The 24,257-nt window shown below is 63.6% G+C and carries 20 protein-coding genes; 7 read left to right on the top strand and 13 right to left on the bottom strand.

What is annotated here, in order from left to right:
• The first annotated feature begins 75 nt into the window (after positions 1-75).
• From LFT43_RS10305 to LFT43_RS10295, 3 genes are all read left to right on the top strand, one after another.
• Positions 76-891 (top strand): peptidylprolyl isomerase, encoded by an 816-nt coding sequence (locus LFT43_RS10305; protein ID WP_395796474.1) that lies wholly within the window; start codon positions 76-78, stop codon positions 889-891.
• A gap of 65 nt (positions 892-956) precedes the next feature.
• Positions 957-2,465, top strand: a complete 1,509-nt coding sequence (locus LFT43_RS10300; protein WP_395796472.1) for a DUF349 domain-containing protein — start codon at positions 957-959, stop codon at positions 2,463-2,465.
• Positions 2,466-2,554: 89 nt separating this feature from the next.
• A complete protein-coding gene (locus LFT43_RS10295; protein WP_395796470.1) occupies positions 2,555-3,184 on the top strand; it encodes a hypothetical protein in 630 nt (209 codons plus the stop codon).
• Between the two features lie 11 nt (positions 3,185-3,195).
• On the opposite strand, the gene LFT43_RS10290 is transcribed toward LFT43_RS10295, so the two are convergent.
• From LFT43_RS10290 to pdxT, 9 genes are all read right to left on the bottom strand, one after another.
• Positions 3,196-5,589, bottom strand: coding sequence for a RelA/SpoT family protein (locus LFT43_RS10290; protein ID WP_395802998.1), 2,394 nt, complete (start codon positions 5,587-5,589; stop codon positions 3,196-3,198).
• A gap of 148 nt (positions 5,590-5,737) precedes the next feature.
• Positions 5,738-6,751 (bottom strand): protein translocase subunit SecF, encoded by a 1,014-nt coding sequence (gene secF / locus LFT43_RS10285; protein ID WP_395796468.1) that lies wholly within the window; start codon positions 6,749-6,751, stop codon positions 5,738-5,740.
• On the bottom strand, positions 6,751-8,505 hold the full coding sequence (secD, locus tag LFT43_RS10280; RefSeq protein ID WP_395796466.1) for a protein translocase subunit SecD: 1,755 nt from the start codon (positions 8,503-8,505) through the stop codon (positions 6,751-6,753). Before secD ends, secF begins: the two co-directional genes overlap by 1 nt.
• A 109-nt stretch (positions 8,506-8,614) precedes the next feature.
• The gene (gene yajC, locus LFT43_RS10275; RefSeq protein ID WP_395802996.1) at positions 8,615-8,998 is read right to left on the bottom strand and encodes a preprotein translocase subunit YajC; all 384 of its coding nucleotides are present in this window, start codon (positions 8,996-8,998) and stop codon (positions 8,615-8,617) included.
• A gap of 190 nt (positions 8,999-9,188) precedes the next feature.
• Positions 9,189-10,265 (bottom strand): Holliday junction branch migration DNA helicase RuvB, encoded by a 1,077-nt coding sequence (gene ruvB / locus LFT43_RS10270; protein ID WP_268021688.1) that lies wholly within the window; start codon positions 10,263-10,265, stop codon positions 9,189-9,191.
• Positions 10,258-10,902 (bottom strand): Holliday junction branch migration protein RuvA, encoded by a 645-nt coding sequence (ruvA, locus tag LFT43_RS10265; RefSeq protein ID WP_395796463.1) that lies wholly within the window; start codon positions 10,900-10,902, stop codon positions 10,258-10,260. Before ruvA ends, ruvB begins: the two co-directional genes overlap by 8 nt.
• An 89-nt stretch (positions 10,903-10,991) precedes the next feature.
• Positions 10,992-11,570 (bottom strand): crossover junction endodeoxyribonuclease RuvC, encoded by a 579-nt coding sequence (ruvC, locus tag LFT43_RS10260; RefSeq protein WP_184734994.1) that lies wholly within the window; start codon positions 11,568-11,570, stop codon positions 10,992-10,994.
• 45 nt (positions 11,571-11,615) lie between these two features.
• On the bottom strand, positions 11,616-12,371 hold the full coding sequence (locus tag LFT43_RS10255) for a YebC/PmpR family DNA-binding transcriptional regulator (RefSeq protein ID WP_395796461.1): 756 nt from the start codon (positions 12,369-12,371) through the stop codon (positions 11,616-11,618).
• Between the two features lie 3 nt (positions 12,372-12,374).
• Positions 12,375-13,076 carry a pyridoxal 5'-phosphate synthase glutaminase subunit PdxT gene (gene pdxT, locus LFT43_RS10250; RefSeq protein ID WP_395796459.1) on the bottom strand — a complete coding sequence of 234 codons (702 nt, stop codon included), beginning with the start codon at positions 13,074-13,076 and terminating at the stop codon, positions 12,375-12,377.
• Between the two features lie 101 nt (positions 13,077-13,177).
• Between pdxT and LFT43_RS10245 the strand changes: the two genes are divergently transcribed.
• From LFT43_RS10245 to LFT43_RS10235, 3 genes are read left to right on the top strand one after another with little or no spacing between them, the layout of a single operon-like run.
• Positions 13,178-14,473 carry a MurT ligase domain-containing protein gene (locus LFT43_RS10245; RefSeq protein ID WP_395796457.1) on the top strand — a complete coding sequence of 432 codons (1,296 nt, stop codon included), beginning with the start codon at positions 13,178-13,180 and terminating at the stop codon, positions 14,471-14,473.
• On the top strand, positions 14,470-15,222 hold the full coding sequence (locus LFT43_RS10240) for a type 1 glutamine amidotransferase (protein WP_395796455.1): 753 nt from the start codon (positions 14,470-14,472) through the stop codon (positions 15,220-15,222). Before LFT43_RS10245 ends, LFT43_RS10240 begins: the two co-directional genes overlap by 4 nt.
• A 49-nt stretch (positions 15,223-15,271) precedes the next feature.
• Entirely contained in the window at positions 15,272-17,284 is a 2,013-nt protein-coding gene (locus LFT43_RS10235; protein WP_395796453.1) for a M3 family metallopeptidase, read from the top strand.
• A 324-nt stretch (positions 17,285-17,608) separates the two neighbouring features.
• On the opposite strand, the gene pdxS is transcribed toward LFT43_RS10235, so the two are convergent.
• Positions 17,609-18,535, bottom strand: coding sequence for a pyridoxal 5'-phosphate synthase lyase subunit PdxS (pdxS, locus tag LFT43_RS10230; protein WP_269998691.1), 927 nt, complete (start codon positions 18,533-18,535; stop codon positions 17,609-17,611).
• A gap of 392 nt (positions 18,536-18,927) precedes the next feature.
• On the opposite strand from pdxS, the gene LFT43_RS10225 reads away from it, so the two are divergent.
• Positions 18,928-20,676 (top strand): DUF222 domain-containing protein, encoded by a 1,749-nt coding sequence (locus LFT43_RS10225; protein ID WP_395796451.1) that lies wholly within the window; start codon positions 18,928-18,930, stop codon positions 20,674-20,676.
• 107 nt (positions 20,677-20,783) lie between these two features.
• Here the strand turns inward: LFT43_RS10225 and pgsA are convergent, their stop codons facing one another.
• From pgsA to thrS, 3 genes are read right to left on the bottom strand one after another with little or no spacing between them, the layout of a single operon-like run.
• Complete coding sequence (gene pgsA / locus LFT43_RS10220; protein WP_395796449.1) at positions 20,784-21,413, bottom strand: phosphatidylinositol phosphate synthase; 630 nt, start codon at positions 21,411-21,413, stop codon at positions 20,784-20,786.
• On the bottom strand, positions 21,406-22,014 hold the full coding sequence (locus LFT43_RS10215) for an HIT family protein (protein WP_395796447.1): 609 nt from the start codon (positions 22,012-22,014) through the stop codon (positions 21,406-21,408). Before LFT43_RS10215 ends, pgsA begins: the two co-directional genes overlap by 8 nt.
• Before the next feature lie 27 nt (positions 22,015-22,041).
• Positions 22,042-24,051, bottom strand: a complete 2,010-nt coding sequence (thrS, locus tag LFT43_RS10210) for a threonine--tRNA ligase (RefSeq protein ID WP_395796445.1) — start codon at positions 24,049-24,051, stop codon at positions 22,042-22,044.
• Positions 24,052-24,257 lie beyond the last annotated feature (206 nt).

Below are 24,257 nucleotides of genomic sequence, written 5' to 3'. Positions count from 1 at the left end.
CGCCTGCACATCTAATGCAGGCGCTTGGCGTGGGTTGCCTGCGATGGAAGCTTGTCCAGACAACCAGGAGGACTCTTGGCTACAAGGCCGCGGGACAACCGTGAAGCCAAACGGCGTATCAGGCAGATGGAAGCCAAGCGCGAGCTTCGGCGTGTCCAGGGCAAGCGGCGCCGCCGGGACAATGTGATCGCCGTCGGTGTGGCTGCCGCCGCACTGATCGCCGCCGTCGTACTTCAGCTCACTGTGTTCAACTCGAACCCGAGCGAATCGGAGTTCGCAGCGGCGCAGGCCGGGCTCAGCTCGCCATCGGCGTCACCGTCGGCCTCGGCCTCAAACAGTGCGGCAACAAACAGCGCGGACATTCCCAAAGCGGACACCGCCGCGGGTAAGACTTTTACTGGCCAACTGAGCCTCAACGGCGGGGTTGTCGGTGTAGAACTGAATGGCACCACGGCTCCCCAGGCCGCCGCCGTGTACAAATCCCTCACCGACGCGGGTTACTACAGCGGCCTCAAGTGTCCTCGGTTGACCACCGGTGACACCTTCGCGGTGCTGCAATGCGGCGCCAAGGGGGCCGACACCACTGATGACCCCAACTTCCACTGGGGACCGCTGGAGAACACGCCCGCCAACAACACATACCCGGCCGGAACAATCGCCGTCGCCAGGACCGGCAACAACGCCTACGGCAACGGACACCAATTCTTCATCGCGTACAAGGACACTGTCATTCCGCCGGATTCCGCCGGTGGGTACACGATTGTCGGCAAGGTGACGAGCGGCATGGATATCGTGACGAAGATTGCCCAAGCGGGTATAAATCCGGGCACCAGTGCCACGGACGGCGCCCCTGTGGCACCTGTCACGATAGACTCGTTTTCTCTGAAGTAACCAGCCCGGACAATGGTCCACGGCGCATTACCTTAGTAATCCCTCCAAGCGAAAGACTTTTAGCGGTGACAGACAGTCAGAAATCCGACGAAACTGCAGTAGTGGCCAACGAAGAAGAAATCCAGGCACCGGCAGCTGCCGAAACCAGCGTTGAATCAGCGGCGCCGGTAGTGGACGCGGCCGAGTCCGCACCGAAGCCTGCTTTTCCGACACCACGCCCGGCCCCCTCGCACGCACCATCTCCCGCAGCCTTTGCTGCCCGTCCGAAGGCCGCAGCGAGCGTGATTCCGGCCGCACCGGCCGCCCAGCCCACCGCTGTGTCGCTCGCGGAGGCCGCCAAGTGGGGGCGCGCCGAGGGTGACGGTCATGTCTTCCTGACCATCGACGGCGAAGAGCAGCCCGTAGGACAGTACCCAGGCGTGAGCACTGATGAGGCGTTGGCCTACTTCGCCCGGAAGTACGAGGACGTCGTCGCACAGATCGTCCTGATGGAACACCGTGTGGAGTCCAAGGCCCCGGCCACGGACATGCAGAAGACAGTCGACCATCTGCGCGAGCAACTGGCTGAGCGCAACATGGTGGGCGACATCCGCACGGCGGAAACCCGCTTGGACTCGTTGGCCGAACAGATTTCTGAACTGGAGAAGTCCGAGAAAGCAGCGCACGACGCCGCTCGCGCAGCCGAGCTCGCTGCACGCGAAGCGATCGTTGCAGAAGCCGAATCCATTGCGTCCCAGGATCCGTCCCAGGTCCAGTGGAAGACGTCCAGCGCCCGCATGAACGAACTCTTCGAAAGCTGGAAGACGGCCCAGAAGAACGGCATCCGGCTCGGGCGCAGCAACGAGGACGCCCTCTGGAAGCGGTTCCGCTCGGCCCGCACCGTGTTTGACCGCCACCGCCGCGCCTACTTCTCGCAGTTGGACAGCACCAACTCGGCTGCAAAGGTCGCCAAGGAACAGCTGATTGTGGAGGCCGAAGCGCTCTCCAGCTCCACGGACTGGGGATTCGCGGCCGGCGAATACCGCCGTCTCATGGACCAGTGGAAGGCTACGCCTCGCGCCAGCCGCAAGGACGACGACGCCCTCTGGCTACGCTTCCGTGCCGCCCAGGACGTGTTCTTCAGCAACCGCCAGGCCGCCAACGATGAGATTGACCAGCAGTACACTGTCAACCTTTCCGTCAAGGAAGAGCTGATCGCCGAGGCCCAGGCCTTGCTGCCGATCACGGATCTGAACGCCGCCAAGAAGGCCCTTCAGTCCATCCGTGACCGTTGGGAAGAAGCCGGAAAGGTACCGCGCGCCGATATGGGCAGGATTGAAGCCGGCCTGCGCAAGGTCGAGGACGCCGTCCGGGAAGCCGAAGACGACAAGTGGCGCCGGAGCAACCCGGAGACCAAGGCCCGCACCAACAGCGCCCTGTCGCAGCTTGAAGCTGCAATCGCCGGCCTGAGGGAAGATCTGGAAAAGGCTGAAAAGGCCGGAGACCAGCGCCGCATCAAGAATGCCCGTGAGGCCCTTGAGGCCCGCGAGGCTTGGCTTGACCAGATCCAGCGCTCGGCCAGCGACCTCGCGTAGGGCTATCCGAGCTGACAGGCCCTGTCCGGTTATCCACATAACCGGGACAGGGCCTGTTTTCGTTGCCGCAGCCACGCCATGATTGCTTAATGGCCTCCGCATTCCCTCCCCCGCAACAGCAGGATTTCCTTGCCCAGGAACTATATGAGCCCAGCCCGCTGTTCACGTGGGCCGAGCTTCAATCAATGGCTGGAGACGGCGTGCTCACACCGCTCTACGAGAAAAGCTTCACCCCTCCTGGACTGGCTGTCACGCCTCGGCTTCGCGCCCGGGCAGCCGCCTCGGTGGTTCCGGATCGCATCCGCAGGAAAGTCATTGCGGGCCGGATGACTGCGGCCTGGATCTACGGTTGCGCCGATGCCCCAGAGAGGCTCTCGCTCCTGGTGGACGCAAAACACCGCATCTCGAGCGTGCGGTCGGCCCGCGGCTGCATTCTGCACGAAGTCCGCTTGGGTCAGCTGGATGTGGTCAGCATCGGCGGGCTGCTGGTGACCAGTCCGCTCCGGACAGCCGTGGATGTGGCCATGCACGTCGAAGCCGACAGGGCCGTGCCTGCCCTGAGAATGCTGCTCTCCCAGGATGAACTCGGCGTCCGGTTGCGGCTCCTGACCCTCGCCGTGCAGGCCTCGCCGAGGGTCCCCCACAAGAAGGCTGCGTTGCGCAAGCTCGCTGCGCTATCGCTTCAGTCTGAGGCATTCCCACCTGAGGCGGCCGCCTGAGTTCCTACAGTTCAGCTCCGCCGGCGATTTCCCGTGGTCCTGTAAACATCGAAGACGCCATCGATCTTGCGCACGGCACTGAGCACATGGTGCAAGTACTTCGGATCGCCCATTTCGAAGGCGAAACGGGAGATCGCCACGCGGTCGCTGGAGGTGTGCACGGAAGCCGCCAGAATGTTGACGTGGTTCTCCGACAGCACGCGGGTAACATCCGAGAGCAACGACTTCCGGTCCAGTGCTTCCACCTGGATCTCAACCAGGAAGACGCTGGACTGGGTGGGAGCCCATTCAACTTCGACGATGCGGTCCGGCTGGTCACGGAGGTCCGAGACGTTCGTACAGTCCGTGCGGTGCACCGACACGCCCGAGCCCCTGGTCACGAAGCCCAGGATCGGATCAGGCGGGACAGGCGTACAACAGCGGGCCAGCTTGACCCAGACATCCCCGACTCCCCGGACGATGACTCCGGAGTCCGAGTATTTCGTCTTCTGAAGTTGCGAGGGGATGCTGACTTCGTCCAGGTCCTCGTCGGGCGTTTCATGGCCACCAAGGTGCTCCATGAGCTTTTCCATGACGGACTGCGCCGAAGTGTGCCCATCACCTACGCCTGCGTAGAGACCCGAAATATCTACGTAGTGGAATTCCTCTGCCACCGTGGACAGCGCGTCATGCGTCATGAGGCGTTGCAGGGGCAGGTTCTGCTTCCGCATGGCCCGGGTCAGCTGGTCCTTGCCGCGCTCGATGGCCTCTTCGCGGCGTTCCTTGCTGAACCATTGCCGGATCTTGTTGCGGGCCCGTGCGCTCTTGACGAAATGCTGCCAGTCCTGGCTCGGGCCTGCGCCCTCGGCCTTGGAGGTGAAAATCTCCACCCAGTCGCCATGATTGAGCTCGCTATTGAGCGGCACCAGCTTGCCGTTGACACGCGCACCGATGGTCCGGTGACCCACCTCGGTATGGACCGCGTAAGCAAAGTCCACAGGCGTCGAGCCTGCGGGAAGGGCCATGACCTCGCCCTTCGGGGTAAAGACAAACACTTCGCGGGCGTTAATCTCAAAACGCAAGGAATCCAGGAACTCGCCCGGATCCGACGTTTCCTGCTGCCAGTCGACCAACGAACGCAACCAGCCCATGTCGCCGTCCTTGGGGCTTCCAGGGCCCACAGCCGTCCGGTTGGGCTGGTCCTTATACTTCCAGTGGGCCGCTACGCCATACTCGGCGCGTCGATGCATCTCATGCGTACGGATTTGGATCTCGACGGGCTTGCCGCCAGGTCCAATGACGGTGGTGTGCAAGGACTGGTACATGTTGAACTTCGGCATGGCAATGTAGTCCTTGAACCGCCCCGGAAGGGGGTTCCAGCGCGAATGCAGGGTGCCGAGAGCTGCGTAGCAATCACGGACGGAGTCCACCAGGACCCGCACGCCCATGAGGTCGTTGATGTCGTCGAAGTCCTTGTCCCGGACGATCATCTTTTGGTAAATCGAGTAATAGTGCTTCGGCCGGCCCGTGATGGTGGCCTTGATCCGGGCAACCCGGAGGTCTTCGGCAATCTGGTTGCGGATGACGCTCAAGCTCTTCTCGCGCTCCGGAGTGCGGTCCCCTACCATCCGGACAATCTCCTCATACACCTTCGGATACAAGGCGGCGAAGGAAAGGTCCTCGAGCTCCCACTTAATGGTGTTCATGCCCAAGCGATGCGCTAGAGGGGCAAAGATCTCAAGTGTTTCACGCGCCTTGCGGGCGGAGGATTCAGCGGAAACGAATCGCCACGTGCGCGCGTTGTGCAGGCGGTCCGCGAGCTTGATCATCAGCACACGGATGTCCTTGGCCATGGCCACAACCATCTTGCGGACAGTCTCGGATTGAGCGGCCTCACCGAATTGAACCTTGTCCAACTTGGTGACACCGTCCACGAGCATCGCGACCTCGGGGCCGAAGTCACGGGTCAAGTCAGCGAGCGTGTATGGAGTGTCCTCCACTGTGTCGTGCAAGAGTGCAGCGGCCAGGGTGGTGCCCGTGAGCCCGAGTTCGGCCAGGATCGTGGCCACGGCCACTGGGTGGGTGATGTACGGATCACCGCTCTTGCGCTTCTGCCCCTGATGGCTGCGCTCTGCTACCGTGAAGGCCCGCTGGATAAGGTCGAGGTCTTCCTTGGGGTTGTTCGCCCTGACTGTCCGCAGGAGCGGTTCAAGGATGGGCGAATAGGTGCTCGCACCGCGCCCGGTCAGCTTCGCCAGCCTGGAGCGCGTCCGTTCGCGCCGTCCGGGAAACGTCGGGCGCACGCCTGGACTGTCCACGGGAACGCCACCCGAGGTGCTGCCCGTAGCTGCAGAAGCGGTGCCGGGCACGGGGCTCAGGCCGTCCTCCCCGCCCGCCGGTGGCGCCGACGTCGTACATTCCTCCACAAAAGCACCTCTCACGACTGACTTAATTCTCCCAGTCTATTCCCGCCGGTGACCTGTCCAAGAACCGGTACCCACATGACGGAGGCAGGAACGGAAAGGGCCGGTCACCGCAATTGAGCGGTGACCGGCCCTTTCGGGGGAACGCGGCTTAGACGGAGGAAGTTTCCGAACTCGCGCTGGCGGCTGCCGCGCGTCGATTCGCCACCTTCTTGGCCTGCTTCTGGAGCTCCGGTTCGCTCTGGCGCAGCCACGCGTAGAGCGGTGCTGCGATGAAGATTGTCGCAGCGGTACCGATCAGGATGCCGACGAACAGTGCCAGGGAGAGGTCACGCAGCGTTCCCGCTCCCAACAGTCCGGCACCGATGAAGAGAATCGCGGCGACAGGAAGCACCGCCACCATCATGGTGTTGATGGAGCGCACCAAGGTCTGATTGACGGCGAGGTTCACCTCTTCGGCGAAAGTGCGCCGACTGGAGGTGGCGATGTCCGAGGTGTTTTCACGGATCTTGTCGAAAACCACCACGGTGTCGTAGAGGGAATAGCTGAGAACCGTCAAGAAGCCGATGATGGCCGACGGTGTCACCTCGAAGTCGCTCAAGGAGTAGATGCCCGCCGTGCAGAACATCGTGACCAGCATGCCGGCAAGGGCGGAAACCGACATTTTCCAGGTACGGAAGTACAAAGCCATCAAGAGAGCGGCCAAGCCCACGAACACCGCGAGGCCAATCAGGGCCTGCTTGGTGACGTCCTGGCCCCACGTCGGGCCAATGAAGGTTGAGGTGACCTCGTTGTCCGTGACGCCGTAGGCCTTTGCGAGGTCCGTCTTGATCTTGATGGTCTGGTCATCGCTGAGTTTGTCAGTCTGGATACGCATGGTGTTGCCTGCGACGTTGGCGACGCGCGGAACTGCACCGGGTACGACGTCGTGGACCGCCTTTTCACCAGCGGCAGAATCGGTGGTCTTCACGTTGGAAACTGTGAACTCGGAACCGCCCCTGAAGTCGATTCCGAGGTTGTAGCCGCCCTTGACCACTGGCAGGAGGATGGAGATCGCCACCGCTACTGCGGCGATGATGAACCAGATCTTCTTGCTGGATACGAAGTTGTAAGAGCGCTTGCCCGTGTAGAGCTCGTTGCCGAACTTTGCGAAGCTCGTGGTCATTACTTCTCCTCCTTGGTGCCGTTGGAAGAACCAGCCAGCTGGGCTTGCTTCTCGGCAAGCCGGCGTTCGGCGATGGTCATGCGGCGCTCGGCTTCCGCAGCAGCGCCGGTGTTGCGGGCGCGCACGACGGCGGGCTTCTCGGCCGGCGTGCGGAGCCTGCCCGCACCGCGGTACAGCGGCAGGGCGCCAAGGCGCTCAGGGTCCAGACCGGAGAAGCGGTGGCCTTCGCCGAAGAACTTGGTCCGCGCCAACACCTGGAGCGTCGGGTGAGTGAACATGAACACGACCAAGAGGTCTGCCAGCGCGGTGAGGCCGAGGGTGAAGGCAAAGCCGCGGACGTTTCCAACAGCGACGAAATACAACACCAGGGCAGCGAGCAGGTTGACGGCCTTGGAGGCAAGGACCGTGCGCTTGGCGCGCTTCCAACCGTTCGCGACGGCGGACACGAGGCCCTTGCCCTCACGAAGTTCGTCACGGATGCGTTCGAAGTACACGATGAACGAGTCGGCTGTTTGGCCAATGGCCACGATTAGACCTGCCACACCGGCCAGGGACAGCCGGTAGTTTTCAGTCCATCCAAGAATCGCGATGGCAAGGTACGTGAGGCCGCCGGCCACCACGAGGGAGAGGATGGTTACGAAGCCCAAGGCCCGGTACTGGAAGAGCGAATAGACCACCACAAGCAGGAGGCCGATCACGCCGGCCATCAGGCCAAGACGCAGCTGCTCGCCGCCGAGGGTGGCGGAAATCTGCTCCTCGGACTGGATATCGAAGCTGATGGGCAAAGCGCCGTAGCGAAGCTGGTCTGACAAGGCCTGTGCGGACGCTTGCGTGAAGTTACCAGTGATCTGCGGCTTGCCATCGGTGATGACGGCGAGGGCACGCGGCGCGGAAATGACTTGGTCATCCAGGACGATGGCGAACTGGGCCTTGGGGTCGTTGCCGCCCTGTGCCTGCGATGCCACGTAGAACTGGTTGAGCCTCTGGGTAACGTCCTTGAAAGTCTTGGTGGCGTTGGCATCGAACGTGATAGTCACGCCCCAGGCATTGGTCACCGAGCCCTGTGCGCCCTGGACGGGATCGAAGGAGGACGAAACGATGTCCTGGCCCTTCACCTCGACCGGGCCAAGGATGTACTTGACGGCAGGAGTCTTCGCCGTTGCCGGCTCGCAGGTCACCAGCGGCTTGGCGGGATCTGACCGCGGCTGCTTGTCCTGGGCAGGATTGACACAGTCCAGGGCTTCGAATGCCTTGTAGACGTCCGCTGTCACCCAGTTGGTGTCGCTGGCGTTGGTCGGCGCAGCCGTGGGCTTGGGCAGGCTTGCGTCCGGGGTCCGCGATGCCGCGGGAACAGCCGCAGGGTCTCCCGCTGTGATAACGGGACGGAAGTTCATGTCCGCCGAGGCCTGGATCAGGGCACGGGTTTCCGAGCTGGGCGTGCCGGGGAGGCTGACAACCACATTGCGGCCGGACTGTGTGGTGATTTCCGCTTCGGCAACGCCTGAGCTGTCAACGCGTTGGCGAATGATCGCCACAGCCTGGTTCAGCTGTTCCTCGTTGATGCCCGAGGAACCCTCGACCTTTGGCGCGAGGATCATCTGCGTGCCGCCCTCAAGGTCAAGCGCGAGCTTTGGGGCCCAGCTTGCATGACCGGTGACGACTCCCCCAGCGAGGACTGCTGTCAGTACAGCGAATATTGCGACAAGCCAGATCAGCACCCTGCGGGCTGCGTTTTTTTGGCCGGTTCGTGCCATGTTCGATCTTCCTGTTGATGACGGAACAGCCGCCGGCGCGCACTTGTGAGCGCAGGCCGGCGGCAGTTCATTGCCGTAGGACTATTCCCGCTGGTGATGCGGGTACGGACTAGCTGTCCTTCTTGCCCTCGTCATTGAGGCGCCTAAGGGTTTCCTCCGGGGTCTCGGCGGGTGCGGGCACGTCCGCGTCAGCAGCCGTCAGGGACGACGCGTCATCCGGAACGTCAACAGCCGCTTCCTCGGCGGGCTCAACAATCTTGGTAACGGCCTGGCGGTGCACCGTGGCGAAGTTGCCCGGAGACAGTTCCAGGACAACTTTGTTCTCAGCGTCGTCCATCGAGACGATTCGGCCGTACAGTCCGAAACTGGTCATGACGTCAACGCCAGGAGCGAACTGGGACTGCAGCTTGGCCTGCTGTTGCTGCGTCTTCTTGTTGCGGCGGAACATCATGAAGATGAACACGCCAAGCATGGCAAACAGCAGGATTGTCATTGGATCCACAGGGAAGTTCCGTTCTTTACTTACGTTTTTGGTTTCACGGCCATGTCTGCCCGGTGGATCCGACGGCCGTGGAGCTTTCCCCCACTTGGCCGCACAATGCTCCGACGGGCGGGCATAGAACCAAGGACTCGAACGTGCCGAGTGTCATACCAGTCTAGAGGCTTAAGCTGAATGGATCGTGCTAACGGCCGGTGTCGATGCTTTCTGCCTCATTTTCGCTGTCCTCGAACAACGCCAACGGGTCCTGCCCGAACACGCCGGCCGGCACGGCATATCCAAGGTGCGTCCATGCCGATGCCATGGCAATCCTGCCGCGCGGCGTCCTCCCAAGAAGCCCCTCACGTACGAGGTACGGCTCAGCAACCGTCTCGACCGTCTCAGGCTCCTCGCCGACGGCGATCGCGAGGGTGGACAGCCCCACCGGACCCCCGTTGAACTTGGTGATCAACGCTTCCAGCACGGCGCGGTCCAAGCGGTCCAATCCACGCTGGTCCACTTCATACATGTCCAAAGCGGCGGAGGCAGCCCGGGCGTCGATCTGTTCGATTCCGTGGACCAATGCCCAGTCCCGCACGCGGCGCAGCAGCCGGTTGGCGATACGCGGTGTTCCACGGGAACGGCCAGCGATCTCGCTGAATCCGGCCGAGTTGACCTTCAGGTCAAGGAGTCCGGCCGAGCGCCGCAGAACCAGCTCAAGCTCGGCCACCGAATAGAACTCCAGATGTCCGGTAAATCCGAAACGGTCACGCAGCGGTCCGGGCAGGAGTCCGGCCCGGGTAGTAGCGCCGACCAGGGTGAAAGGCGGCAGCTCCAGCGGAATAGCCGTTGCCCCTGCCCCCTTGCCCACCACGATGTCCACCCGGAAATCTTCCATGGCCATGTACAGCATTTCCTCGGCAGGCCGGGACATCCGGTGGATTTCGTCGAGGAAGAGAACCTCGCCTTCCGAGAGGGAAGAGAGGATGGCTGCCAAGTCCCCGGCATGCTGGATGGCTGGACCGCTGCTGATGCGCAAGGGAGCGTTCATCTCGGCGGCGATGATCATGGAGAGCGTGGTCTTGCCCAGCCCCGGGGGGCCTGAGAGCAGGACGTGGTCCGCGCTGCGGCCGCGCATCCTCGAGGCTTCCAGGACGAGCGAGAGCTGTTTGCGAACGCGGTGCTGGCCGACGAAGTCGTGGAGGTTTTTCGGGCGCAGTGCGGCCTCGATGATGCGCTCTTCGGGTTCCTCTCCCCCGGTAACGAGGGACTCCTCAGCCACGGCTGCCTGCCCGGTTTCCCGCGCGGGCACCGTCCTGGCCGAGCCAGCGGAGGGTGGCCCGCAGGATGTGGGCGACATTGCCGGCGTCCGTAAGTTCGGGGGAATCCGCCATTGCCTTGTCAATGCTGCCGGCGGCGTCCTTCTCAGACCAGCCCAGACTCGTCATGGCGGCGACCACTTGCGGTTTCCAGACCGCTTCGGCCGCGACGGCGGGTGCAGCCCCTGGCGCGGTGCCATGCGGGACGAGTTTGCCGGCAAGCTCCAGGACGATCCTGCCGGCCACCTTGGGTCCAATGCCGGGAACCCTCGTGAACGACTTGGCATCACCGGAATGCGCAGCCACGCGGATCGCTTCGGGCTCATGCACGGCCAACACTGCGAGGGCCAGGCGCGGCCCCACACCGCTCACGCTGAGCAGGACATCGAAAACTTCCCGCTCGTCGTCGTTCGAGAAGCCAAAAAGCGTCAGGGAGTCCTCCCGGACGATCAACGAGGTGAACAGCTTTGCTTCTTGGCCGACATGCAGATGGCTGAGGGTCTGGGGCGTGGCGTAGACGCTCATTCCGGCACCGTTGAGATCGATGACGGCCGTGGACAGGCTGACGTGTGCCACGGTTCCGCGGAGAAAACTGATCAAGACCCGGCTCCTGAAGTACTGCCCCGTGCATGGTGCGCCGCGGGCTATCCGAACATATCTACGAATACCCTAGCAAGGGCCAACGACAATTAGCGGGCACGGCGCGCTTTCGCCTCGGCTTCGGCCCAAGCCCTCTGGGCCGGCGTCAGCGCGCTGCTCCCTGGTCCGGTAGTGGCAACCGCGGCGCCGCTGCCTGCCCGCCACGCGTGCGTGACGGCGAGGGCCAACGCATCCGCGGCGTCCGCAGGACGGGGCGGTGCGTCCAGGCGCAGGATCTTGGTGATGAGTTTTGTCACGGCCTCTTTGTTGGAGGTTCCACTTCCAGTGACGGCGGCCTTGACCTCAGATGGCGTATGGAGCGCCACCGGAATGCCGCGCCGCGCAGCGGCGGCAATGACCACACCGGACGCCTGGGCCACGCCCATGACCGTGCTGACGTTCAACTGGGAGAAGACCCGTTCCACCGCAAGGACGTCGGGTTTGTAGAGGTCAAGCCATTCATCGATAGCCTCAGCGATGACCAGCAACCGCTGGTCCAATGACTGCTCCGGGGAGGTTCCCACGACGCAGACGGCCACCATGGTGGCGCGCCGGTTCCGTTCGACGTCGACCACTCCGATGCCGCAACGGGTGAGGCCCGGATCGACTCCCAGTACGCGAAGAGTCAAGTCCGGGCCTCCCTGTTTGTTGTCAAGCTGAGTTGCAAGAGGGCGCTACTCGGCTTCGAGCGCAGCCTGGACTTCCTCGCTCATGTCTGCGTTGGTGTAAACGTTCTGGACGTCGTCGAGATCTTCGAGGGCGTCCACGAGCTTTAGGAACTTCTTGGCGCCGTCGAGGTCCAGCGGAACCTGCATGGACGGCACAAACTCGGCTTCGTCCGACTCGTATTCGATGCCGGCTTCCCCGAGGGCGTCGCGGATTGCCTGGAGATCGGTGGGCTCCGAGTGGATTTCCCAGTTTTCTCCGCTGTCCTTGACTTCCTCGGCGCCCGCGTCGAGCACGGCCATCAGGATGTCGTCTTCGCTGAGCCCGTTCTTAGGGAGGTTGACGACCCCCTTGCGGGTGAAGAGGTAGCTCACGGAGCCGGGGTCGGCGATGGTGCCACCGTTGCGGGAGATGGCGAGCCGGACCTCCGAGGCAGCACGGTTCTTGTTGTCCGTGAGGCACTCGATCAGAAGAGCGGAACCTTGCGGGCCGCGGGCTTCGTACATGATTTCCGTGTAGTCGACTACTTCACCGGTCAGGCCGGCGCCGCGTTTGATGGCGCGGTCGATGTTGTCAGCGGGAACGGAGGTCTTCTTGGCTTTGGTGACAGCCAGTTCAAGGCTGGGGTTGCCGGCAAGGTCCGGTCCGCCCATGCGGGCGGCGACTTCGATGTTCTTGATCAGTTTGGCGAACGACTTGGCCCGGCGGCTATCGAGGATGGCCTTCTTGTGCTTGGTCGTCGCCCATTTGGAGTGGCCTGACATGCTTTAAACTTCCCCTCTGATCATTCGAATAAACAGTTCATGCACGCGCTTCTCCCCAGTCACTTCCGGGTGGAAGGAGGTGGCCAGCAACCGACCTGAGCGCACTGCAACAATTCTAGCCAACCCATGCAAAGAGTCCGTGTGGGCGGCCTTGCCCGGTTCTACTTGGGCGAGGACTTCGACGCCGGGACCCACGCGTTCGACCCACGGTCCGCGGATGAACACTGCGTGGACAGGATCGACTCCAGACTCCCCCGCGCTGAATTCAAGCCCCTTGAAGTCAAGGTCGGTTTCAAAAGACTCCCGCTGCCTGCCGAAAGCGTTGCGACGGACCGTGATGTCCAATCCACCGAAAGTCTGCTGCGGATTACCGGCGAGGTCCGTGGCGGGATCGGCGATGTCGTCCGCCAGCAGGATCATGCCCGCACAGGAACCGTAGACGGGGAGCCCTGACGCGATCTGCTTGCGAATGGGATCGGCGAGTTCAAAGATGCGCGCCAACTTGTCGATGGTGGTGGATTCGCCGCCGGGAATAATGAGGCCGTCAATGTCGTCGAGCTCTGCGGGACGCCGGATGCCGACGCCGGTGGCACCGGCCGCTTCGACGGCGTGAAGATGCTCGCGGAAATCGCCTTGTAGGGCGAGGACGCCGATGCGCAGGCCGGAGCCCACGCGTGATGACGCCTCGGAAGGGGGGTTGGTCATTCGACCATCATAATGCGCTGCCGATGCCGGACTCGCCTTGGCAACCCGATTGCAGGCCTGCGGCACATGGTTTATGCACCAACTGGGATATATTACAGAGCATGTTTTCGTTCACCGTTCCACTCGGCAAGCTGGTCCGCGCTGTGTCCAGGCTTCGCGGCGGAGGTTCGGCCCTGCCTGGCCTCGTGGTCGAAAAGATCGACCCCGGCTTCATGCAACGAACTCTGTCCTCGCTCCCCCATGGCGTGGCAGTGGTGAGCGGGACCAATGGCAAGACGACCACCACCAAAATGGTGGTGGAACTGCTTGAAAGCCAAGGCCTGAAGGTCTTCACCAACCGTACGGGCAGCAACTTCACCCGCGGCGTGGCGGCGGCGCTCCTGGGTGAGGTGGACTGGCGCGGCAAGCTGGACGCCGACGTCGCGGTGTTGGAACTTGACGAGGCACACGCCGTGCACTTCGTGAACAAGGTACCGCCGCGCTATTGCCTCCTCCTGAACGTTCTTCGCGACCAGCTGGATCGCTTCGGCGAAATCGACACGACCGCGTTGCTTCTTCAGAGGATCGCCGAAAGAACCACGGGAACCGTGGTCCTGAACCGCGAGGATCCGCGCGTCGCCCGGATCGCGGGGACCATCACCGGTCCCGAAGTGCTCTACTTCGGTTTGGACGAATCGCTCCGCAGCACCTTCCCGAACGACGACGACATGCGCACCGCGACGCCGGAGACCGGCCCCCAAAGCGACGTTCCCGCCGTCGAAACGGCCGACGTCGTGCTCCGCCGGGTAGGTGCCGACGACGCGGACTTCGAATTCGACGGCGAACGGGTCGCCACCCACATGAAGCTCCGTGGCGTCTACAACATCTTCAATGCCGCCGCCGCGTTGGTGCTGGCCAGGAGCATCACGGGGGCAAGTGGAAGGCCCGGCGACGCCGCCAAGCTGGTCAAGGCCCTCTCCGAAGTCGCTCCGGCGTTTGGCCGCGGGGAAAGCCTCGTGGTGGACGGCCAGCCCCTCGAGTTGGTGCTGGTGAAGAACCCCAGCGGCTTCCGGCTCGGCCTGAAGTCCTTCCCGGCGAAGGGCTACGCGTCGATGATCGCCATCAATGACAACTACGCCGACGGCCGCGACATGTCCTGGCTGTGGGACGTTGAATTCGAGTCCCTCCGTGAGGACGGCGTGGACGTCCTCACGGGTGTCCGAGCGTACGACATGGCACTCCGGCTCCAGTACGATGAGGTCAGTTTTGGCTCGGTGAACACAGACATCCCCGTGGCCTTGGCTGAATTCATCCGGGGTTCGGCAGGCAAGCCGAAGCGGGTTTTCTGCACTTATACTGCGATGTTGGCCATTCGGCGTGAACTCTCCAAAATCACCACAGTGGAGGTGGTCTCATGACCTCGGCCGAAGACACCGCACAACACGCAAGCAAGGGCACCATACGGGTACTGCAGTTGTATCCCCGTGCGATGAACATCTACGGGGACTGGGGCAACTCCCTCGTCCTGCGCCAGCGGCTACTCTGGCACGGCTACACGCCCGAGCTCCTCGAGTACAACGTGGGCGACGACTTCCCCGAGGATGTTGACATCATTGTCGGCGGCGGCGGGCAGGACAGCGGCCAGATCGTCATCAAGGACGATCTCCAGGCACGCGGCGACCAACTCCGCGGGATGGCGGAGGACGGAACGCCCATGCTGGTCATTTGTGGGCTCTACCAGCTTTTCGGCAAGTTCTTCAAGACGAAGGCCGGCCCGGTCATCCCGGGGATAGGCATCCTGGATGTCGAAACCGTCGGCACCGATGAGCGGCTCATCGGCAACGTCACGCTCACCTCACCTGAGTTCGGCGAAATCCTGGGATACGAAAACCACAGCGGACAGACCTCTCTAGGCCCCGGCGTCGAGCCCCTCGGCACCGTGTCCAAGGGCGCCGGCAACAACAGCAAAGACGGCCATGAAGGTGCCCGGCACCGCAACGTCGTTGCCAGTTACCTGCACGGATCCCTGTTGCCAAAGAATCCTGCCATCGCCGATTTCCTGATCCGCACCGCCGTCGAACGCAAATACGGAAGCTTTGTTCCGGGGACGCCCGACGACGGCTTTGCCCGCCTGGCGCGCGAACACGCGGCGCGGCGCCCGCGCTAACACGACGAGAAGCGTTGTGGGCGGGGGCCCTGCATGAAAGGGTTGCTTGATGACGAACCCCCTCTTGGAGCCGAGCACCCTTCCCTTCGGATTGCCACCCTTTGCAGAGATCCAGGACAGCCACTACGCCGAGGCAGTGGACGCGGGCCTGGCCGACCACTCGGCCGAGATCCAATCCATCGTGGAAAACCCCGAGCCTGTTTCCTTCGAAAATACGGCCATTGCCATGGAACGCTCCGGCCGCCTGCTGGAGCGGGCAGCAGCATCCTTTTTCACCTTGGTGTCCGCCCACGCTTCCGAGGCCATCCAGAAGCTGGAAACCGAACTGTCTCCGCGTTTCTCTGCCCATCAGGACGCCGTCTATCTCAACCGCGGACTATACGAGCGATTCGCGGCCATAGACACCTCAGGACTTGATGACGAATCCATCCGGCTGGTGCAGGAATACCTCCGGGAATTCCGCCAGTCGGGGATCCAGCTTGATCCAGATGACCAGGAAAAGCTCAAGAGCCTCAATGCGGAGCTGTCCCGTTTGGGAACGGAGTATGGGCAACGCGTCAAGGAAGCCATGAAGGACGCCGCCCTTTTGGTGGATGACGCCGCGGAACTTGCCGGCCTGCCAGCGGACGACATCGCCAGCGCCGCGGAGGCAGCACGGACTGGCGGACACGAGGGGAAATACCTCCTGACCCTCATTCAGCCGAGCAACCAGCCTGCTTTGACTTCTTTGCGGAACCGCGACCTCCGCCGCCGTTTGTATGAGGCATCCGTCGCGAGGGGCAGCGACGGCGGCAGCCTCGATGTCCTGGAACTGGCGAAGGCGATGGTGCGTTTGAGGGCTGAGAAGGCGACCCTTCTCGGGTTCGGCAACTACGCCGAACTGGTCATTGACCGCCAGACCGCCCCCGATCTCGCGACCGTGCAGGCGATGCTCAACCGGCTCGCTCCTGCCGCCATCCGCAACGCCGACGCCGAAGCTGGTGCCTTGGCGCAGAGCGCAGGGAACCCGCTGGAAGCGTGGGACTGGGCGTACTACTCCTCAAAGGTCCAGCGGGAGCGCTACGAGGTGGACGAACAGCTGCTACGGCCCTATTTCGAATTGGACCGGGTGCTGGTGGACGGCGTGTTCTTCGCAGCCACGAGCCTCTTCGGCATTACTTTCCAGGAGCGGAAGGACCTTGAGGGATACCACCCCGACGTCCGCGTCTGGGAGGTGCGAAACGAGGACGGCTCTGAGCTTGGCCTTTTCCTGGGCGACTACTACGCGCGGGACACCAAGCGCGGCGGCGCCTGGATGAACTCGCTCGTCGACCAGTCGGCACTGCTGGGCACCAAGCCGGTGGTGATCAACAACCTGAACATCTCCAAACCGCGAGCCGGAGAACCGACCCTGCTCACCCTGGACGAGGTCCGGACTACTTTCCACGAGTTTGGCCATGCCTTGCACGGACTTTTCTCCAACGTCACGTATCCACGGTTCTCCGGAACCTCCGTCCCCCGGGACTTCGTGGAGTATCCGTCGCAGGTCAACGAGATGTGGATCATGTGGCCCGAAATTATCGGCAACTACGCCCGCCACTACGCCACCGGCGTACCGCTCCCCCGGGACGTCATTGACCGCCTCAACGAGTCCAAGCTCTGGGGCGAAGGTTTCGCCACCACTGAGTACCTCGGTGCCGCCCTTTTGGACCTGGCCTGGCATGTGTTGGACGTAGACGGTGTTCCTCAAGATGCCCAGGACTTCGAAGCCAAGGCATTGGCTGCGGCGGGCGTGGCACACTCCCTCATACCGCCCCGGTACCGCACGGGGTACTTCCAGCACATCTTCGCCGGGGATTTCTACGCAGCCGGGTACTACTCCTACATCTGGAGTGAGGTGCTGGACGCGGAAACGGTGGACTGGTTCACGGAAAACGGCGGGCTGCTGCGCCGGAACGGCGATCGATTCCGCTCGGAACTGCTCTCCCGTGGCAACAGCCGGGACCCGTTGGAATCGTTCCGCACGCTCCGGGGACGAGATGCCTCCCTGGAGCCCCTCCTCAAGCGCCGCGGCCTGGAATAGCCCGGCCCAACTGACTGGCAACAGGTGTCGTTTTGGAGCGCCTCATAACGACACTAACTGCGAGTGACTTGGTTAACGCACGACGCCGGCCGGTCACCGTGAAAGGTGACCGACCGGCGTCGCACTAAGCCGCACTACATGGAGGCGGGCATGGATCCGGCAGCGTGCGTAAAAGGGCCCCCGCCCCGAGTCGCGGCAAAGCCGCGGCAGCGGATCGCGGGGAATAGCACGCAGAGGATCGGGGCCTGCCGGCCCGCCAACCGGGAGCGGGGAATAGCACGCAGAGGATCAGCGCCGTCCGGCGCGCTCCCCCCAAAGCGAGACTTACCAGCCGCGCTCGGCGAGGCGGTGCGGTTCGGGGATTTCCTCCACGTTGATGCCCACCATGGCCTCGCCCAGGCCACGAGAGACCTTGGCGATGACATCGGGGTCATCGAAGAACGTGGTGGCCTTCACGACGGCGGCGGCACGCTGGGCCGGGTTGCCGGACTTGAAGATCCCTGAACCGACGAACACGCCGTCCGCGCCGAGCTGCATCATCATCGCAGCGTCGGCCGGGGTGGCGATGCCGCCGGCGGTGAACAGGACCACGGGGAGCTTGCCGGTGGCGGCGATTTCCTTGACGAGCTCGTACGGGGCCTGGAGTTCCTTGGCCGCGACGTAGAGCTCGTCCTCGGGCAGGGTGGAGAGCCGGAGGATCTCGGCGCGGATCTGGCGCATGTGCGTTGTGGCGTTGGAGACGTCTCCGGTGCCTGCCTCGCCCTTGGAGCGGATCATGGCCGCGCCCTCGTTGATGCGGCGCAGGGCCTCACCGAGGTTGGTGGCACCGCAGACGAAGGGAACGGTGAAGTTCCACTTGTCGATGTGGTGGGTGTAGTCGGCCGGGGTCAGGACCTCGGACTCGTCGATGTAGTCCACGCCGAGGGACTGCAGGACCTGGGCCTCGACGAAGTGCCCGATGCGGGCCTTGGCCATGACGGGGATGGACACCGCGGCGATGATCGCGTCGATCATGTCCGGGTCCGACATGCGGGAGACGCCGCCCTGGGCGCGGATGTCCGCGGGAACGCGCTCGAGCGCCATCACGGCCACGGCACCGGCATCTTCGGCGATGCGGGCCTGCTCGACGTTGACGACGTCCATGATGACGCCGCCCTTGAGCATCTCGGCCATGCCGCGCTTGACGCGGCTGCTGCCCGTAACGCTGGCTGCGGACGAACCGGCTTCGTTGCTTACATCAGGTGTAGACACAAAAACCCCTATGGGTAGATAGAAGACCTTGGCCGGGGCGCAGGCGGACAGCTGGCCACGCACAGCACACACCGGATTTCCAGGTCACATTGACCAAGTAAGTTCAATACTAGTCCCCTGCGATGGGCCGGTCGTACTTGATTACCAGCACCGGCCGCGCCATTCCAAAAGAGGAGAGAGGCATCGCGAACCGGCTGATATGAGTCCCGAGAGTCGCGATACTTCAGGCAGCTATTGACGGCATCAGATTGATTGCCGAATCGGAGTTGGGGGAATCTGTCTTCGGCAATTGTGAGTGCAGCTCCGGCCGCGTGTGCCCCAAGCATCCATCAGGGAACAGATGGCAAGCTAGCTGGGCTAATAATGTCCGAGCCTCGTGACAGTGTTTGTTTATGGAAGGCATCGGTCAATTCGTGGCACCTCGGGCGGCCCCGGCTGACGTCGGAGTTGCGTCGCTGGGACGTCTTTCCCGCCGTCTGAAGCGCGTCCCTGCGCGGCATGCCGAGATCAACCGGCTGGAGGTTCGCCCCGGTACCAGGCCTGAATCCGCTCCGGGGCCGGCAAGCGGCCTTGATCAGGCAGCGGCGGCGATGGACGCGCTGCGTTCAGCTGCTGTCTCCGAGGCCCGGTTGTTTGGGTTCCCTGATGCCGCTGATTTCGCCGGCAGGGTCGAAGAGATCTCGCGGACGGTGGAGTTTCTGCAGATCGTTGCAGCCGGGGCCGTGGAGCGGACGCGGTGCGAAGCCCGGGCGGCACGGCAGCCATCCCCGGCGCCGGGGTGGGTGACTGGCTGGACCGAGCCCGCGGCAACCGGATCCGACCCCCAGGTTCCGGCGTCGGCTCCTGCCGCCAGCCTGACCGACGCCGCTGACGCCGCTGACGCCGTCGACGCCGCTGACGCCGTCGACGCCGCTGACGCCGTTGACGCGGTCGACGACGGTTACCGGAATGCGGCCGAATTCCTGCGGGCCAGGCTGCGGATCGGTATTGGCGAGGCACGGCGCAGGCTTGCGGTGGCCTCCGCCGTGCTCCCGCGGGCAGGGATCGCCGGGCAGGAAATACCCGCACGGCACGGGGTGCTCGCCGCGGCCCTTTCGTCGGCAGGCGTGCCGTCCCGGTCGGCCACGGTGATCAGCGTGGCCCTGGACCAGGTGCGACACATCGCCGACGCGGAAACCGCCCTGCAGATGGAGCAAGCACTGACCAGCACCGCGGTGCAGAGCGATCCCGATTTCGTGTCCCGGATGGCGAAGCGGTGGGTTGACGCCATCGACCAGGACGGATCCGAACCCGGCGAGGAAGAACTCCGCCACCGCCAGGGTGCGTTCATCCGCAAACCCCGCCGCGGCCTGCATCACCTGGAAATCTTCGCCACCGCCGAACAATTCGAGACCCTCGCCACCGTCATGAACACCGCCACCAACCCCCGCCTCCGCCAGGATCTCGGTGGATCACCGGATCCGGATTCAGGCGGCAACACCGGCGGCGCCACCGGAGGGTTTTCGGAGCCCGACGCCGTTGCTCACCCGTCGCTGGATCGCCGCTCGCGGGCGCAGAAGCTGCTTGACGGGCTCATCGGGGCCTGCGCAGCGGCCCTGTCCACAGGTGAACTGCCCGCCGCGGGCGGTCTCCGGCCGCAGGTGATGGTGACCATCGACTACCGCGAGCTGCTCGAGCGCGTCGAACACCAAACCACCGCCGCAAATCCTCGTCCGGGCACCGGCGCGTCCACGTTCCAGGGCCCGATCCACCCCTCGGTCATCCGCAAGATCGCCTGCGACGCCGACATCATCCCCGTGCTGCTCGGCAGCGACAGCCGCATCCTGGACATCGGCCGCACCACCAGGGTGTTCCCGCCCCACATCCGCAAAGCCATCACCGCCCGGGACCAAGGCTGCGCCTTCCCCGACTGCGACATCCCCGCATCATGGTGCGAAGCCCACCACATCACCTACTGGTCCCACGGCGGCACCACCGGAACCGACAACGGCGTCTTGCTGTGCAGCCACCACCACGTCATCCACAAAGAACGCTGGACCATCACGATGGACTCCGGCATGGCATGGTTCAAACCCCCACCCCACCTCGATCCCCGCCAAACACCCAGACGCAACCACCACTTCAGACCCACCCGGACATGAACCCGCCAGGACACGAAACGCGCTAGTACAAGACAGGAACGCGGGTGACACCAACGCGTATCTCCCGAGCCGCTGACACGCTTCGGCGCGCAAAATGATCGCGCCGCCTAGGCGGGTGTCCCGCCGTCGACGTCTGCCATGGCCTGTTCGCGGACAGCTGCCATCCTCTGGACGACCGTGACGCCGGTAGCCGCCGCGAGCACAACAAGGGTCACCAGCAACACGACGGGGGGTAGCCCCAAGCCCGTCAGGCCGGTGACGAGCAGCACCGAGATGAGCCGCTCGGCACGCTCGGCGATTCCCACGTTGGCGTAGAAGCCCAGTGATTCAGCCTTGGCGCGGGCGTATGAAACAACCATCCCGAGTATCAGGCAGGCCACCGCCGCTATGGCAATGGCGTTGTTCGCCCCGCCCATGAAGAACCAGATGGCGACGCCGGCGAAAATGGCGCCGTCCGCCAGCCGGTCCAGCGTTGAGTCAAGAAAGTTTCCCCAGGGGCCGCTGCGGCCTTGCTCCCTCGCCATGATGCCGTCCACGACGTCGGACAAGGCGAAGACCGCGATGAGCAGGGAGCCCCACCAGAGCTGGCCCATGGGGTAAAGAATCAGGGCGCCCAGCACTACCCCAGCAGTCCCGATGACGGTAACGGCGTCAGGCGAAGCCCCCACCTTGAGCAGGAATCGGGCAAGGGGCGAGAACAACGCGGTGAAAAACCCGCGCGCATGGCGATTAAGCATCCGTCTCCCCGGGCGCGTCCGCCTCGCCAGGCCAAGCGTCCGCCACTTGCTGGCGGACATCGTCAAGGGTCTGGGTGATGGCCTTCGTTTGGGCGATGATCGGGAAGAAGTTTCCGTCCCCACCCCAGCGCGGAACCACGTGCTGGTGCAGGTGGGCGGCAATTCCCGCCCCGCCGGCAACACCCTGGTTCATGCCCAGGTTGAAGCCGGCCGGGTTGGCCACCTTGCGTAGCACGCGCATCGCTGTCTGTGTGAGCTCCGCCATCTCGGCCGTTTCCTCCACGGTGATGTCCGTATAGTCCGGCACATGCCGGTACGGGCACACGAGCAGGTGGCCGGGGTTGTACGGAAACAGGTTCAGCACCACGTAGCAGGTCTTGCCACGGTGGACGATGAGGGATTCCTCGTCCGTGCGGCTTGGAGCCACGCAGAATGGGCAGTCGTCCTGGTTTTTGAACTGGTTCGGCCCACCCTTGATGTAGGCCATGCGGTGCGGAGTCCACAGGCGCTGGAACGCGTCCGGAACACCTGCCAAGCCGAAGTCGTCGGTCACTTCGGCATCGCCCGGATAGTCAGCTGTCACGCCTGTGTTCTCCTGCACTGTTTCCGCCTTGGCGTTGCCGTCTCGTCAGCTCTCGCGGTTCTTGACGGCGTCCACGATTCTCCGGACGGCCTCGGCAACGGGCACACCGTTGTCTTGGCTGCCATCACGGAAGCGGAACGACACCGCACCGGCTTCCGCGTCCTCTCCGCCGGCGATCAGGACGAAGGGAATCTTGTCCTTGCTCGCAGTGCGGATCTTCTTCGGGAAACGGTCCGAGGAAATGTCCGCCTCGGCACGTATCCCCGCGGCCTTGAGCTGGTCAACGACGTCGAACATGTAATCGTTGAACGCCTCCGCTACCGGAATGCCAACCACCTGCACGGGCGAAAGCCACGCCGGGAAGGCTCCTGCGTAGTGTTCGGTGAGCACGCCCATGAAGCGCTCGACCGAGCCGAACAGGGCACGGTGGATCATGACCGGACGCTGACGGGTACCGTCGGCAGCCTGGAACTCGAGCTCGAAACGGTCGGGCAGGTTGAAGTCCAGCTGGATGGTGGACATCTGCCAGGTGCGGCCCAGCGCATCCTTGGCCTGCACAGAGATCTTCGGGCCGTAGAACGCGGCTCCACCCGGGTCCGGGACAAGCTCCAACCCCGACGCCTCCGCTACTTCGGCCAAGGTGCGGGTGGCTTCCTCCCAGGCAGCCTCCTCACCAACGAACTTGTCTTCGTTCTTGGTGGACAGTTCAAGGTAGAAATCGTCCAGTCCGTAGTCCTTGAGCAGGCCGAGAACGAAGTTCAAAGTGGTGGTGAGCTCGTCCTTCATCTGTTCGCGGGTGCAGTAGATGTGGGCGTCGTCCTGTGTCATGCCGCGCACGCGGGTCAGTCCGTGGACAACGCCGGACTTCTCGTAGCGGTAGACGGAACCGAATTCGAAGAGGCGCAGGGGCAGTTCGCGGTAGGAGCGGCCGCGAGATCGGAAGATGAGATTGTGCATGGGGCAGTTCATCGGCTTCAGGTAGTAGTCCTGGCCTGGCTTGCGCACGGTGCCGTCGTCGTTCAGTTCCGCGTCGATGTGCATCGCAGGGAACATGCCCTCTTTGTACCAGTCAAGGTGGCCAGAGACCTCGTAGAGGTGGCCCTTGGTGATGTGCGGGGTGTAGACGAACTCGTAGCCGGCGTCCACGTGGCGCTGGCGGGAGTAGTCTTCCATGGCCTTGCGGATGATGCCGCCCTTGGGGTGGAACACCGGCAGGCCGGAGCCCAGTTCGTCCGGGAACGAGAACAGGTCCAGCTCCGCGCCGAGCTTGCGGTGGTCGCGGCGCTCAGCCTCGGCGATGCGCTCTTGGTAGGCCTTCAGCGCATCCTTGGTGGGCCAAGCGGTGCCGTAGATACGTTGCAGCTGCTGGTTGTTCTGGTTGCCCAGCCAGTATGCCGCCGAGGAACGGGTCAGGGCGAAGGCATTTGAGATCAGTTTGGTGTTAGGCAGGTGCGGTCCCCGGCAGAGATCGCACCAGACGCTGTCACCGCTCTTGCGGTCCACGTTGTCGTATATGGTGATGTCCCCAGCGCCCACCTCGACGTTGACGCCCTCGCCGGCGTCGGCAGCGTTGTTCTTCTTGCCGAGCAGTTCGAGCTTGTAGGGCTCGTTCTTCATGGCCTCGCGGGCTTCGTCCTCCGTGACAACGCGGCGCACGAACTTCTGGTTCTGGTTGATGATCTTCTGCATCATCTTTTCGAGCTGGCGCAGGTCTTCAGGGGTGAAGGGTTCGGCGACGTCGAAGTCGAAGTAGAAACCGTCTGTGATGTACGGGCCGATTCCGAGCTTGGCGTCCGGGCGCAGTTGCTGCACGGCCTGGGCCATGACATGTGCGGTGGAGTGACGCAGGACGTTGAGGCCGTCCGCCGACTCGATGGTCACCCCTTCAACCTGTGCTCCCTCGGGGAGCACCTGGTCGAGGTCCTTGAGTTCGCCGTCGACACGGGCTACTACGACGTCGCGGCGCTCAAAGAAGAGTTCCGCGCCGGTGGTCCCTTCCGTCACCTTGGTCTCTTCGCCATCGACGATGAGGGTGATCTGCTGGGCATCTGACACGGGTGTCTCCTATTCATTGATATGGCTTCATAGCTTGTGGCATACGGGGACCACAGCCAGCCATCGTCCATCGTATCCGCTCCGGCGGAGGCCGCCAAAGCAGGCATGGGCGTGCCGTTTCGCGGCATGAAGGCTCGAGGGCCCGGCCGATATTGGCGATGGGTCGCCACAAGGGCCGCACAGGGCGCGGCTTGGGGTCCGGCGGA

Source organism: Arthrobacter sp. FW306-04-A (assembly GCF_044358315.1).
In the GTDB taxonomy this organism is placed as follows: Bacteria; Actinomycetota; Actinomycetes; order Actinomycetales; family Micrococcaceae; genus Arthrobacter.
The sequence above is the reverse complement of the archived record's forward strand: the minus strand, read 5'-3'. Positions and strand labels throughout refer to the sequence as shown.